Origin of the sequence: Parafannyhessea umbonata, assembly GCF_900105025.1 — a bacterium.
Taxonomy (GTDB): Bacteria; Actinomycetota; Coriobacteriia; order Coriobacteriales; family Atopobiaceae; genus Parafannyhessea; species Parafannyhessea umbonata.
This window is the reverse complement of record NZ_LT629759.1, coordinates 1,903,353-1,916,180: the sequence shown is the minus strand read 5'-3', so window position 1 is coordinate 1,916,180 and position 12,828 is coordinate 1,903,353. Positions and strand designations below refer to the sequence as shown.

Sequence of the window (12,828 nt, the reverse complement as noted above, 5' to 3'; positions counted from 1 at the left end):
TTCGGTGACGCGCCCGTGGTGCGTTGCGGGTCGCGAAGGGGTGGTGTCGTTATGCAAGTCAAGTTCACGCGCTCTAAGTGGGGGACCATTCTCTGGGGCGTCGCCAGCGCCGTTCTGGGCATCTTCATGTTCGTAAATCCTGGCGCCACGGCAAAGGGCGTCACGGTCCTCTTTGGCTGGGTGCTCACCATCGCGGGAGTCATCGCCCTAATAGGGGCATTCACGCATTGGAGCATCATCCTGTCCACGCTCGATCTCTATGCCGGCGCCCTTTCACTCCTGTTTGGCATGCTCATCCTTGCGTGGCCCGAGTTCTTCGTCGCTTTCATCTTCGTGATGCTCGGCCTCTACGTCATCGCGGCGGGGTTCTCAACGCTTGCGGGCTCCAACGCCCTGCGCATCCTCGGCGTCAGGGGTTCGGGCGCAGGAATCGTGCTCTCCATGCTCTCCGTCATCCTGGGCATCCTCGTCATCATGTCTCCGTTCACCATGGCCAACGTCGCCATGTCCGTTGGTGGCATCGCGCTCATCTATACGGGCCTCGTCCACATCGCGCAGGGCATCAAGATGCCGAAGCAGGAGGGCTAACGGACGCGCCTGGACGGGCGAGGCCAGGCATGTCGCCTAATGTCATAGGCTTGCGGGCCGTGCGCGGTGCGTAAGCCTCTTGCATCAAATCTGTCGAAGGGATTAGCTATGGCACGTGTGTTCATCAGTCCCAGCAAGTACGTCCAGGGTCCTGGGGAGCTGGCAAAGCTCGGCAGCTACGTGGAAAGCTACGGCAAGACGGCACTTGTCGTGATATCGGCGGGTGGCATCCGCCGCTCTGGCGACGTGGTGAAGAAGAGCTTTGCGGACGCCAAGGTCGCATTCGACTTCGACGAGTTCAACGGCGAGTGCTCGCAGGCCGAGATTGACCGCCTTGTGCGCGACGCGCGCGAGAAGGGCTCGGACGTCATCGTGGGCATCGGCGGCGGCAAGATCTTCGACACCGCGAAGGCCGTCGCGAGTGCCGTGGATGCGCCGGTGGTCGTGGTTCCTACGATCGCCGCGACTGACGCGCCGTGCTCTGCGCTGTCGGTCGTGTACACGGACGACGGCCAGTTTAAGGAGTACCAATTCTTCAAGGCAAACCCGAACCTGGTGCTCATGGACACAGACGTCATCAGCAAGAGTCCCGTGCGCCTGACCGTGAGCGGTATGGGTGACGCGCTCGCGACGTATTTCGAGGCGCGCGCGTGCAAGCGCTCCGACGCCACGACCTGCGCCGGCGACAAGGTCACCTCTGCGGCAATGGCACTTGCGCGTCTGTGCTACGACACGCTGATGTCGGACGGCGTCAAGGCGAAGATCGCGCTCGAGGCAGGGGCGTGCACCGAGTCTGTCGAGAAGATCATCGAGGCCAACACGCTGCTCTCTGGCCTGGGCTTCGAGTCGGCGGGCCTCGCGGCGGCGCACGCCATCCACAACGGCCTTACCGCCATGCCCGAGACGCACGCGTTCTACCACGGCGAGAAGGTTGCGTTTGGCACGCTGTCCCAGCTGGTGCTTGAGGATGCCGACGAGCTACCCGAGGTGCTGGACTTCTGCGCGCAGCTTGGCCTTCCGGTCACGTTTGCGCAGCTGGGCGTGAAGGACGCGAGCTTTGACCGCGTGCTTGAGGTTGCGAAGCTCGCGTGCGCGCCGAACGACACGCTGCACAACATGCCGTTCGAGGTAACGCCAGAGAAGGTTGCGAACGCGATGCTCGCGGCGGACGCGTTGGGCAGAAACGAGCTCATGGCATACGAGTAGCGCCAGGACCGCGGCATCCCGCGAGGCGCCAAAGGCGTGCGAGCAAAGGCGCCGCGCTCTTCTCGGGTCAATGCGGGCGGAGCGGGGCTATGGTTGCCATGTGGACCCAGTTCCGGCTGGGCTCACATGGCAACCTTCGTCATCCGGCGGCTGTTTGTTGCCACGGACCCCCGCGCTGGCCTGGCGGGGAGGGTCCGGTCGTCTGCTTCCAAATTTTGGGTGGTCCGGTGGCTCGTCGGAGTATACTTGTGTAGACATTATGTAATGTGACTGAACTAGTGTCGAATCAGTTGTCTACGCAAGGCCATGCATGCCGCGTCAGCACGGATGGGAAAGGGGAATCCAGTGGACAGGAACAGCAGGATCTGCATCGTGGGCGGAGGCCCCGCCGGGCTCTCGTTGGCTATGTACCTCGAGAAGAACGGGTTTGGCCACTACACCATCTTCGAGCGCAGCGGGCGAGTGGGCGGCAAGGCGTTCAGCCCGCTCATGAAGGTGAAGAACAGCAAGGGCGAGTGGGAGGACCGTACCATCGAGATGGGCGCGGTCATGGGGTGCGACACGTACTTCGCGGTGCACGAGTGCGAGGAGTTTGGCCACACGTCCCACGCGGACGGCCCGCAGATGGGTCGTCGCTTCATGAACACGGACGGCACCCCCATCAAGGAGAGCAAGCTGGGGCTGCTCAAGAAGGTCATGAAGATGCGCAAGCTCAACCACCTGCTCGCGACCAAGTACAAGGGCTACGACGTCAACGGTCACCGCGGCGTGGCACAAGGCCGCTACGAGGGACCATGTCCTTCTCCAAAGATGAAGCTGGCGCACATCGAGGGCGAGAACCCAAACTTGAAGGACCTGAGCATGCCGTTTAGCGAGTTTCTTAAGCTGAACGACTGCGAGGACGCCGAGCTTGTGTGGAAGGGGCCGTTCACGAGCTTTGGCTACGGATACTTCGACGAGATTCCCGCGGCCTACGTCCTGAAGTACCTGGACGCGTTCACCGTGAAGCAGTTCCTTTCCACCGGCAGGCTCTGGACGTGGAAGAACGGCACCAACTCCATCTGGACCGGCGTCAACAGCGCGCTGCGCCATCCGGCGAACCTCAACAGCGAGGTCACGGCCGTGCGCCGCACGGAGGACCACGTGTACGTGCGCGTGAACGGCGGCGAGGAGCAGGAGTTTGACAAGCTGGTCATCTGCACGCCGCTTGAGATGTTCACGTCCTACGGCGACGCCACGGAGCAGGAGCGCGAGCTGTTTGGCAAGATCCAGCACAAGGAGTACTTCACCATGGCCGTGCGCACGGAGGAGGAGAAGAGCCCCGACATCAGCTACTACTACTTTGCCAACATGACGCCCGAGACCCGCGGCCACCTTATGGTGTTCTATCACCGCTGGCCGGACGCGGGCGCGCAGCCGCTGGTGACGTTCACGCTGCGCAACCACGAGGGGGCGGAGGACGTGCCGTTTGACGAGGCGCGCGACACCACGCTTTCCGACATGGCGAAGTCCGGCCTGCCCGTGATGAAGACGGAGCGGATTGACGACTGGTACTACTTCCCGCATGTGAGCTCGGCAGACTACGCCGACGGCTGGTACGACAAGGTCGAGGCCCTGCAGGGCGAGCGCAACACGTACTTTGCGGGCGAGGTCATGTCGTTTGGCGACATGGAGGAGACCGCGGAGTACTCGCGCGACCTGGTGCGCCGCTTCTTCCACTAGGTCTACGGGCGCCTGCAGGTACCTTGCAGGCGTCTGCGGGTTGCTTTGGGATTTTTTGCTGGGCCGCCTGCCGCGCGTGCGGCGGGCGGCTTTTGCGTGGCGTCGCGTGACGCAAGGGCACCGCGAGCCGCGTGGGTGCACGGCGCCGCTATACTAGGGTGATGCCCGCCCGGCATGCGCGGCCCGCCCAAGCGTGGTGGCCGCGCGGCGATGCCGCGGGCAAGCCGAAGGGAGCCGCATGGCAGAAACTCACATGACGAACGGCTGCGGGTGCAAGATTGCGAACGACGACACGCTTCGCGCGCACCTCGCCAACGACGACGTGGTCTACAGCGCGACGCAGATTTTCGACGCGCTTTCCGACTCCACGCGCTTCCAGATCTTGGGCGTGCTCGTGCTGGGCGAGAAGAGCGTGTCTGACCTGCAGGAAGTCTGCCATGTGTCCCAGTCCGCCATTTCGCACCAGCTCAGGCTCCTGCGCGACCGCGGCCTTGTGAACGCGCGCCGCGACGGGCAGCGCATGATCTACTCGCTTGCGGACGAGCACGTGGAGCAGCTGCTGCGCGTGGGTCTGTCGCATGCGGCCGAGGACGCGCGCCCGGAGTAGGACTTCGCGCGAATGTGCACGGGGCGTGGAAAAGGGATACGCCCGGCACCGTGGCGTTTTGACATCTGGTCTTCAAGAGATTAAAGTTCACCATTGCGTCAAATTGCGCTAGGAGTCTGTCTGTATCCGCTGCAGGGTGGCCTTCCAGGGCAAAGTCGCAGGTATCTGTCCCCAACAATCCGAGGTAGCGGTGCTGCGTTGCCTCTGATACATAGGTGCTCGCGCACCAAATTCCGTTTGATCCTATTAAGGAGAGAAGCTTTGCCTACTATCAACCAGCTCGTCCGTCAGGGTCGCGTCTCCCACAAGGCCAAGTCCAAGAACGCCGCCCTCCAGCACAACCCCCAGAAGCGTGGCGTCTGCACCCGTGTGTTCACCACGACCCCCAAGAAGCCTAACTCTGCACTTCGTAAGGTCGCGCGTGTCCGCCTGGTCAACGGCATCGAGGTCACCGCTTACATCCCGGGCGAGGGCCACAACCTGCAGGAGCACTCCATCGTCCTGATTCGTGGCGGCCGTGTTCGCGACCTGCCTGGTGTCCGTTACAAGATCATCCGCGGCGCCTATGACTGCGCGGCAGTTCAGGACCGCAAGAAGGCTCGTTCCCGCTACGGCGCAAAGCGCCCAAAGAACTAGCCGCAAGGTCCCATCTGAATTAGCTACGAGTTTTTAGGAGATACAACATGCCGCGTCGTGCAGCAGCAGTCCGTCGTGAGGTCCAGCCGGACGCCGTTTACAACAACCGTCTCGTGACCCAGCTCATCAACAAGGTCCTCCTGGATGGCAAGAAGGCCACCGCCGAGCGCATCGTCTACGGTGCCTTCGACCTCGTAAAGGAGAAGACCGATTCCGATCCCCTGGCCACCTTCAAGAAGGCCATGGACAACGTCCGCCCGACCCTCGAGGTCAAGCCCAAGCGCGTTGGTGGCGCTACCTACCAGGTTCCTATGGAGGTCAACTCTCGTCGCGCGACGACCCTCGCCATCCGCTGGATCGTCAACTTCAGCCGCGCCCGCAAGGAGAAGACCATGGCGGAGCGCCTCGCCAACGAGATCATGGATGCGGCCAACGGCGTTGGCGCTTCCGTGAAGCGCCGTGAGGACCTCTTCAAGATGGCAGAGGCCAACCGCGCGTTCTCGCACTATCGCTTCTAGTCCAGGGGAGTAGCGACACATGGCAAAAGTTAAGTACAAGCTCGAAGACCTTCGCAACATCGGCATCATGGCCCACATCGATGCTGGTAAGACGACTACCACCGAGCGCATCCTGTACTACACCGGCAAGACCCACAAGATCGGCGAGGTCCATGACGGTGCAGCCACCATGGACTGGATGGTTCAGGAGCAGGAGCGCGGCGTGACCATCACCTCCGCCGCAACCACGTGCTTCTGGAAGGACCACGTCATCCAGATCATCGACACCCCGGGCCACGTTGACTTCACCGCAGAGGTCGAGCGCTGCCTGCGCGTCCTCGACGGTGCCGTCGCGGTCTTCGACGCCGTTGCCGGCGTCCAGCCGCAGTCCGAGACCGTCTGGCGTCAGGCTGCCAACTACAACGTCCCGCGCATCGCCTTCATCAACAAGTACGACCGCGTCGGCGCTGACTTCTTCCACGCCATCGAGACCATGAAGGAGCGCCTTGGCTCCAACGCCGTGGCCGCCCAGATCCCCATGGGCTCCGAGTCCAACTTCTGGGGCCTCATCGACCTCGTCACCAACACCGCGTGGGACTTCAAGGAAGACGCCAAGGGCATGATCTACCCCGAGCCCATGGACGAGATTCCTGACGAGTTCAAGGACATTGCCGCCGAGAAGCGCGAGGAGCTCCTGGACGCAGCCTCCAACTACGACGACGACCTGATGGAGAAGATCCTCATGGAGGAGGAGGTTCCTGTCGATCAGCTGAAGGCCGCCATCCGCAAGGGCGTCATCGCCAACGAGCTCAACCCCGTCTTCGTGGGTTCCGCCTACAAGAACAAGGGCATCCAGGAGCTTCTGGACGCCGTCGTCGACTACCTGCCCAGCCCGCTTGACGTCAAGGAGATTGACGGCAAGAACCTCGAGGGCGAGGACGAGGTCCGTCACGCGGACGTCAAGGAGCCCTTCTCGGCCCTTGCCTTCAAGATCATGACCGACCCGTTCGTCGGCAAGCTCACCTACATCCGCGTGTACTCTGGTCAGGCGGAGGCTGGTAGCTACGTCTACAACTCCGTCAAGGACGGCCGCGAGCGCCTTGGCCGCATCCTCGAGATGAACGCGAACGACCGTGTCGACCGTGAGGAGTGCTCCGCCGGTGACATCGTCGCCTGCGTCGGCCTGAAGAACACCTCCACCGGTGACACCCTCTGCGACGAGAAGCACCCCATCGTGCTCGAGTCCATCGACTTTGCTGACCCCGTCATCGACGTCGCCGTCGAGCCGAAGTCCAAGGCCGAGCAGGACAAGATGTCCGTTGGCCTCGCCAAGCTCGCCGAGGAGGACCCGACCTTCCGCGTCCACACCGACCACGAGACCGGCCAGACCATCATCGCCGGCATGGGCGAGCTTCACCTTGAGATCATCGTCGACCGTCTCCGTCGCGAGTTCCACGTCGACTGCAACGTCGGCAAGCCGCAGGTCGCCTACCGCGAGACCGCTGGCCACGCCGTGAGCCACGTCCAGGGCAAGTTCGTCCGTCAGTCCGGCGGTCGCGGCCAGTACGGCGACGCGATCATCGACCTCGAGCCGATGGAGCCGGGCTTTGGCTACGAGTTCGTCGACGGCACCGTCGGCGGCTCCGTCCCCAAGGAGTACATCCCCTCTGTCGACAAGGGCATCCAGGAGGCGCTGGAGTCCGGCGTTATCGCTGGCTACCCCGTCCAGGACATCAAGGTCACCCTGGTCGACGGCTCCTACCACGAGGTCGACTCCTCCGAGGCGGCCTTCAAGATCGCAGGCTCCATGGCGATCAAGAACGCTCTTCAGCAGTCTGACCCCGTTCTTCTCGAGCCCGTCGAGGAGGTCACCGTCGAGACGCCCGAGCAGTACATGGGCGATGTCATGGGCAACCTCTCTGGCCGTCGTGGCAAGATCGAGGGCATGGAGGACCGTGCCAACACCAAGCTCATCCGCGCCAAGGTGCCCCTGGGCGAGATGTTTGGTTACGCGACCGACCTGCGCTCCCAGACGCAGGGCCGCGCGTCCTACACCATGCAGTTCTCCAGCTACGAGCCCGTCCCGAAGAACATCAAGGACGAGATCGTCGCAAAGAGTGGCGTCAACGCCTAAGTTAAGTAGCCAACGGTAGCTCAGGCTGCCATTTGATGGAGGTATTAGAAGTGTCAAGCCAGAAGATCAGGATCCGCCTCAAGGGCTACGATCACGAGGTCGTTGACCAGTCCGCGAAGCTCATCGTCGACACCGCTCAGAAGACCGGTGCCCGCGTCTCTGGTCCTATCCCCCTGCCGACCGAGCGCAACCTCTACACGGTCATCCGCTCGCCGCACAAGGACAAGGACTCTCGCGAGGAGTTTGAGATGCGCACCCACAAGCGCCTCATCGACATCCTCGACCCCAGCTCCTCTACCGTCGACTCGCTCATGCGTCTCGACCTTCCCGCTGGCGTCGACATCGAGATCAAGCTCTAAGCATTAGCGACCTAATGCGCTGAAGGGCCCCGCCGCTCACTCTGAACTGCGCCCCAAAACTTGGACGCGATAAATCATAACCGCTAGGCGGCCCCCCGGAGGGCCTGGTCCCGGAACTCGATCGGGGTCAGGCCCTTCAGCTTGGCCTGGCGCCTCGCATGGTTCCAATGGTGGATGTACGCCTCGAGGTCGCGCTTGAACTCCTCGAACGTCTCCCAGTCCCTGCCCCTGTAGAACTCGTCCTTCAGGTGGCCGAAGACCTGCTCGGTGGCGCCGTTGTCGATGCAGTTGCCCTTGCGCGACATGCTCTGCACGAAGCCGTTCTCCCTGAGCTTCGCGACGTAGGACACGTGCTGGTACTGCCAGCCCATGTCGGAGTGCAGGACCGGCGCCGCGCCCTCCGGCTTCGCCGCCACGAGCATTGAGAGCATCTCCTCCTGCTGAGCGAGGTCCGGATGCTCCGAGACCGACCAGGCCACGATCTCCTTGCTGCCGAAGTCGTACACGGGCGCGAGGTAGGCCTTGCCGAACCCGCACTTGAACTCGGTGACGTCGGTGCCCATCTTCTGCCAGGGGCCGTCGGCGGCGAAGTCGCGGCCGAGCACGTTCTCGAAGGTCTCGCCGACCTTCCCCCTGTAGGAGCTGTACCTGTGGTGGTCGGTCTCCCGGCGGATGCCGCACCTGAGGCCCATCTCGTTCATCATCTTGAGCACGGTCTTGTCCGCTATCCGCGCGCCGTCGACGGCGCGCAGCTCCATCGCCACCTGCCTGTGGCCGACGCCGTTGGGGAGCCTGCCGAAGATCTCCGTCACCCTGGCGCGCAGCTCCGGCCTGGTGGGGGCCTTGGGGTGCGAGACGGCGTAGTAGTAGCTCGACCTGGGGAGGCCGGCGGCCTCGAGGAGGTCGGAGAGGTCGTGCCGCCCTGAAAGCTCGGCGACCGCTAGGGCCTTCTCCCGGTTCGGGAGCGCAGCTCCGCCTTCAGGGCTATCGATTTTTTTAGGTACGCCACCTGCGCCTCGAGCCTCCTGACCTCGCGCTCGAGCTCCTGCTCGCGGGTCATCGGCGCGGCCTTCGCGCCCGACCCCCTCGGCCTGCCCTTCGGCTTGGGCCTCAGGGCCTCGGCCCCGCCCCCGCGGTACAGCCTGCACCACTGCTTCAGCGGCGTCGCGCTCGCGATGCCGAAGCGCTCCATCGCCTCGGGCTTGGCCATCCCGTCGTCGACCACGGCCCTGGCTGCGGCGACCTTGGTCTCGAAGTCGTATCTCGCGTGCTTCTCGCCCATTTTCAGCAGGCCGTCCCTCCCGGTCGCGCGGTACGTCTTCTGCCAGTTTCTCACAGCCTCGGCGGGCACGCCAAGCCCCCTTGCGACGGACCCGTAGCCGAGGCCCCTCTCGAACATCTCGGCTGCGCGCTCGCGCAGCGACCGGTCGTGCCTCAATCTCAGGTCGACGGACATGGAAAGCCTCCCATCTCTCGGACTTCTATTTCCCTGTCCAAGAAATGGGAGGCAGTTCAACTCGAGTGGCGGGGCTTTTGCATGCGCGGTAAGCGGGCGTGTGGCCGCAAATCCCGAATGAGGCGACGCAAATCCTCAGGTGGCGTCGCTTGGGGAACTTGCTTCATCACCTGGGGCTCGTGCCTGCGGTGGTTCCATCAAGACGCAATTTCGAATCTGGTTGCCATAGAGCCGGTCGGAATCCCTTTCAACAATGATGTCAACGGGTCGTGGAAGAGCGCGAAGCACCGGCGTCGACAGTATTCCTTGCGAGAAGAGCGTGCGGTACGAATGGGGGAGGTTCGCAGGACGAGAGTCCTCTACGCGTGGGCGGCGCACATAGTCTCTTGCGAAAAACTTAGGGCTCGCGGAAATCGAGGAAGTTCGCCATGGAGTAAGCTCCGCTCAGAGTGGGTTCAGGTGCCCTCCCGTGCGAGAGCTACGCCTGCACGGCACGCGAAGTTCTTCTCGCCGTCTAGTCTGCGATTTTTGCAGGGATTGTGGCGCAAAAAATGTGGATGCTTACCACGGTCCCGAGCGTGTACACTAGTCAAGCTGTGTTTTTATGGCTTATGCCGTCTAAATCGCTCGTCCCCAACCTGTGAGGGGACGCCTGCCCGCGAGGTGGCGACATGCCGCACGGCACTCGTTGGATGTGGTCCGCTGGGGAGAGGCGCAGGATGCGTCTCTAAGGTCCCATGACCACCGAAGGAAAGGACCAGGAATGGTCAACACTATCCTCGGCCGCAAGCTCGGGATGACGCAGGTGTGGGATGAGGACGACAACGTCGTACCCGTCACCGTCGTCCTCGCTGGCCCCTGCACTGTCTCGCAGGTCAAGACGAAGGCAACTGACGGCTACGATGCCGTCCAGATTGGCTTCGGAGACGTCTCTGCCAAGCACGTGAACAAGCCCATGGCGGGCCACTTTGCCGCCGCCGGCGTCGAGCCCATGCGCTACCTGCGCGAGGTCCGCGTCCCCGAGGGCGAGGAGCACGCCACTGGCGAGAAGGTCACCGTTGCAGACTTCGCAGACGTCCAGACCGTCGATGTCACCGGCACCTCCAAGGGCAAGGGCTTCCAGGGCACCATCAAGCGCTGGAACTTCTCCCGCGGCCCCATGGCACACGGTTCCCGCAACCAGCGCGAGCCGGGCTCCATCGGCCAGTGCGCCTACCCCGCGCGCGTCCGCAAGGGCCTGCACATGGCTGGCCACATGGGCAACGAGCGTGTCACCGTCAAGAACCTGAAGCTCGTTCGTGTCGACGCCGAGCAGAACCTGATGCTCATCAAGGGCGCTGTCCCCGGCGGCAAGAACGCTCTCGTTTCGATCCGCATGGCCTAAGGGCCCGTTCGTAATCACACCCTAAGGCTAACAAGGAGGACTAATGTCCAAGATCGAAGTTAAGAACGTTGAGGGGAAGGCGGCCGGCGAGGTCGAGCTTTCCTCCGACGTCTTCGGCATTGAGCCGAACATCCCCGTGGTGCACCAGGTCGTCGTGGCCTACGAGGCCTCCCTGCGTCAGGGCACCCACTCCGTCAAGAACCGTCACGAGGTCTCCGGCGGCGGCGTCAAGCCTTGGCGTCAGAAGGGCACCGGTCGTGCCCGCCAGGGTTCCATCCGCGCTGGCCAGTGGGTCGGCGGCGGCGTCATCTTCGGGCCCCAGGTCCGCAGCCACGCGAAGCGCGCCAACAACAAGGAGAAGAAGCTCGCAATGCGCTCCGTCCTCTCCGGAAAGCTCGCTGATGGCGAGCTCGTGCTCGTGGACGAGCTGAAGTTCGAGGCTCCCAAGACCAAGCAGGCCGTCGCTCTTCTCAGCGCCCTTGCCCTCGATGGCAAGCGCGTGACCGTCGTCGTCGACGACGAGGACATCAACACCTACCTCGCCTTCAGGAACCTCCCGAAGGTCAACGTGATCGGTGTCTCCGAGTCCAACACCCGCAACCTGCTCGACAATGGCGCCCTCGTCATGTCCACCGCGGTTGCCAAGCAGCTCGAGGAGGTGCTCGCGTAATGAACTCCATCTATAACGTCATCATCCGCCCGGTTGTCTCCGAGCGTTCGTTCGACCTGATGTCCCAGGGCAAGTACACCTTCGAGGTTGCCGCCAAGGCTCCGAAGGAGGAGATTGCCGACGCAGTCGAGAAGCTCTTCAACGTTCACGTCCTCAAGGTCAACACCATGTGGGTGAAGCCGAAGAACAAGCGCGTCCGCTATGTCACCGGCAAGACCCGCACTTGGAAGAAGGCCGTCGTCACCGTCGCCGAGGGTGAGCAGATCGAGGTCTTCGCAAACCAGCAGGCTGCTGCTGAGGAGTAAGTGGTTTTTCGCCCGAGCCTCCTTGGAGGCCGGGCTTTCATGCCGCGCATGATGGATACGCGCGGTACCGTGGTAATCCGGTGTCGGCGCGCCATTCCCGGGTGCGCCGGCCAACGGACAAGAAAGGGAAGCAGTAATGGCAGTTAGACATCTGAAGGCAACGAGCGCCGGCAGGCGTTGGCAGACCATCTCCGACTTCGCGGAGATCACTACCGACAAGCCCGAGAAGTCCCTCCTCGAGCCCCTGCCCAAGAAGGCCGGCCGCAACAACAACGGCCGCATCACCACCCGTCACCAGGGTGGCGGCGTGAAGCGCCAGTACCGCAAGATCGACTTCAAGCGTCAGAAGGACGACGTGCCGGCCAAGGTCGCTACGATCGAGTATGACCCGAACCGCACCGCGAACATCGCCCTGCTCCACTACGTCGACGGCGCCAAGGCGTACATCCTGGCCCCCGAGGGCCTGCACGTGGGCGACATGGTCATCTCTGGCACCAAGGACGTCGACATCAAGCCGGGCAACTGCACGGTTCTCTCCGAGATCCCCGTCGGCACCCTGCTGCACAACGTCGAGTTCCAGCCTGGCAAGGGCGCGGCGATGGCTCGTTCCGCCGGCACCTCCGTCCAGCTCATGGGTAAGGACAACGGCTATGCGGCGCTCCGCATGCCCTCCGGCGAGCTCCGCCGCGTCCTTCTCACCTGCCGCGCCACCATCGGCGTCGTGGGCAACGCCGAGCACGGCAACATCGTGATCGGCAAGGCCGGTCGTCACCGTCACATGAACGTGCGTCCGACCGTCCGTGGTACCGTCATGAACCCCGTCGACCACCCGCACGGCGGCGGCGAGGGCAAGAACCACACCTCCGGTCGTCCCTCCGTTACGCCTTGGGGCAAGCCGACCAAGGGCTTCAAGACCCGCGACCCGAAGAAGGCCTCGAACCGCCTCATCATCCGTCGTCGCAACAAGAAGTAACCGGAACACGAACATTAGGAGATTCCAAGAATGAGCAGAAGTCTCAAGAAGGGCCCGTTTGTGGAGACTCGCCTCCTTGCGCGTGTCGCCGCGATGAACGAGGCAGGCAAGAAGGAGGTCGTGAAGACCTGGTCGCGTTCCTCCACCATCTTCCCCGAGATGGTTGGCCACACGATCGCCGTCCACGACGGCCGCAAGCATGTCCCCGTATACGTCACCGAGTCCATGGTTGGTCACAAGCTGGGCGAGTTCGCCCCCACCCGCACCTTCCGTGGTCACAAGCAGGCTTAA

Annotated in this window: 15 protein-coding genes; 13 read left to right on the top strand and 2 right to left on the bottom strand. The window is 63.2% G+C overall.

Going from position 1 to position 12,828, the window contains the following annotated elements; translation table 11 throughout:
• The first annotated feature begins 51 nt into the window (after positions 1-51).
• From BLT96_RS08665 to rpsJ, 8 genes are all read left to right on the top strand, one after another.
• Complete coding sequence (locus tag BLT96_RS08665; protein ID WP_090863627.1) at positions 52-588, top strand: HdeD family acid-resistance protein; 537 nt, start codon at positions 52-54, stop codon at positions 586-588.
• A gap of 108 nt (positions 589-696) precedes the next feature.
• Positions 697-1,794, top strand: a complete 1,098-nt coding sequence (locus BLT96_RS08660; protein ID WP_090845506.1) for a glycerol dehydrogenase — start codon at positions 697-699, stop codon at positions 1,792-1,794.
• Positions 1,795-2,139: 345 nt separating this feature from the next.
• Complete coding sequence (locus BLT96_RS08655; RefSeq protein ID WP_157692205.1) at positions 2,140-3,516, top strand: FAD-dependent oxidoreductase; 1,377 nt, start codon at positions 2,140-2,142, stop codon at positions 3,514-3,516.
• Between the two features lie 238 nt (positions 3,517-3,754).
• Complete coding sequence (locus tag BLT96_RS08650) at positions 3,755-4,123, top strand: ArsR/SmtB family transcription factor (protein WP_090845509.1); 369 nt, start codon at positions 3,755-3,757, stop codon at positions 4,121-4,123.
• 261 nt (positions 4,124-4,384) lie between these two features.
• Positions 4,385-4,759, top strand: a complete 375-nt coding sequence (rpsL, locus tag BLT96_RS08645; RefSeq protein ID WP_090845511.1) for a 30S ribosomal protein S12 — start codon at positions 4,385-4,387, stop codon at positions 4,757-4,759.
• A gap of 47 nt (positions 4,760-4,806) precedes the next feature.
• Entirely contained in the window at positions 4,807-5,277 is a 471-nt protein-coding gene (rpsG, locus tag BLT96_RS08640) for a 30S ribosomal protein S7 (RefSeq protein WP_090845514.1), read from the top strand.
• Between the two features lie 19 nt (positions 5,278-5,296).
• Positions 5,297-7,390, top strand: coding sequence for an elongation factor G (gene fusA, locus BLT96_RS08635; protein WP_090845515.1), 2,094 nt, complete (start codon positions 5,297-5,299; stop codon positions 7,388-7,390).
• A gap of 50 nt (positions 7,391-7,440) precedes the next feature.
• Positions 7,441-7,749, top strand: a complete 309-nt coding sequence (gene rpsJ / locus BLT96_RS08630; RefSeq protein WP_009278409.1) for a 30S ribosomal protein S10 — start codon at positions 7,441-7,443, stop codon at positions 7,747-7,749.
• Between the two features lie 83 nt (positions 7,750-7,832).
• Here rpsJ and BLT96_RS08625 read toward each other — a convergent pair whose 3' ends face one another.
• A complete protein-coding gene (locus BLT96_RS08625; RefSeq protein WP_090864125.1) occupies positions 7,833-8,741 on the bottom strand; it encodes an IS3 family transposase in 909 nt (302 codons plus the stop codon).
• On the bottom strand, positions 8,690-9,205 hold the full coding sequence (locus tag BLT96_RS10845; RefSeq protein WP_090861460.1) for a helix-turn-helix domain-containing protein: 516 nt from the start codon (positions 9,203-9,205) through the stop codon (positions 8,690-8,692). The genes BLT96_RS08625 and BLT96_RS10845 overlap by 52 nt, the downstream gene beginning before the upstream one ends.
• A 763-nt stretch (positions 9,206-9,968) precedes the next feature.
• Between BLT96_RS10845 and rplC the strand changes: the two genes are divergently transcribed.
• The 5 genes from rplC (at position 9,969) to rpsS (ending at position 12,828) form a co-directional block, all read left to right on the top strand.
• On the top strand, positions 9,969-10,589 hold the full coding sequence (rplC, locus tag BLT96_RS08615; protein ID WP_090845517.1) for a 50S ribosomal protein L3: 621 nt from the start codon (positions 9,969-9,971) through the stop codon (positions 10,587-10,589).
• A 43-nt stretch (positions 10,590-10,632) separates the two neighbouring features.
• Positions 10,633-11,259, top strand: a complete 627-nt coding sequence (gene rplD / locus BLT96_RS08610) for a 50S ribosomal protein L4 (RefSeq protein WP_090863623.1) — start codon at positions 10,633-10,635, stop codon at positions 11,257-11,259.
• Positions 11,259-11,564 carry a 50S ribosomal protein L23 gene (gene rplW, locus BLT96_RS08605; protein ID WP_090845521.1) on the top strand — a complete coding sequence of 102 codons (306 nt, stop codon included), beginning with the start codon at positions 11,259-11,261 and terminating at the stop codon, positions 11,562-11,564. Before rplD ends, rplW begins: the two co-directional genes overlap by 1 nt.
• 136 nt (positions 11,565-11,700) lie before the next feature.
• Positions 11,701-12,537 (top strand): 50S ribosomal protein L2, encoded by an 837-nt coding sequence (gene rplB, locus BLT96_RS08600; RefSeq protein ID WP_090845523.1) that lies wholly within the window; start codon positions 11,701-11,703, stop codon positions 12,535-12,537.
• A gap of 30 nt (positions 12,538-12,567) precedes the next feature.
• Positions 12,568-12,828, top strand: coding sequence for a 30S ribosomal protein S19 (rpsS, locus tag BLT96_RS08595; RefSeq protein ID WP_090845525.1), 261 nt, complete (start codon positions 12,568-12,570; stop codon positions 12,826-12,828).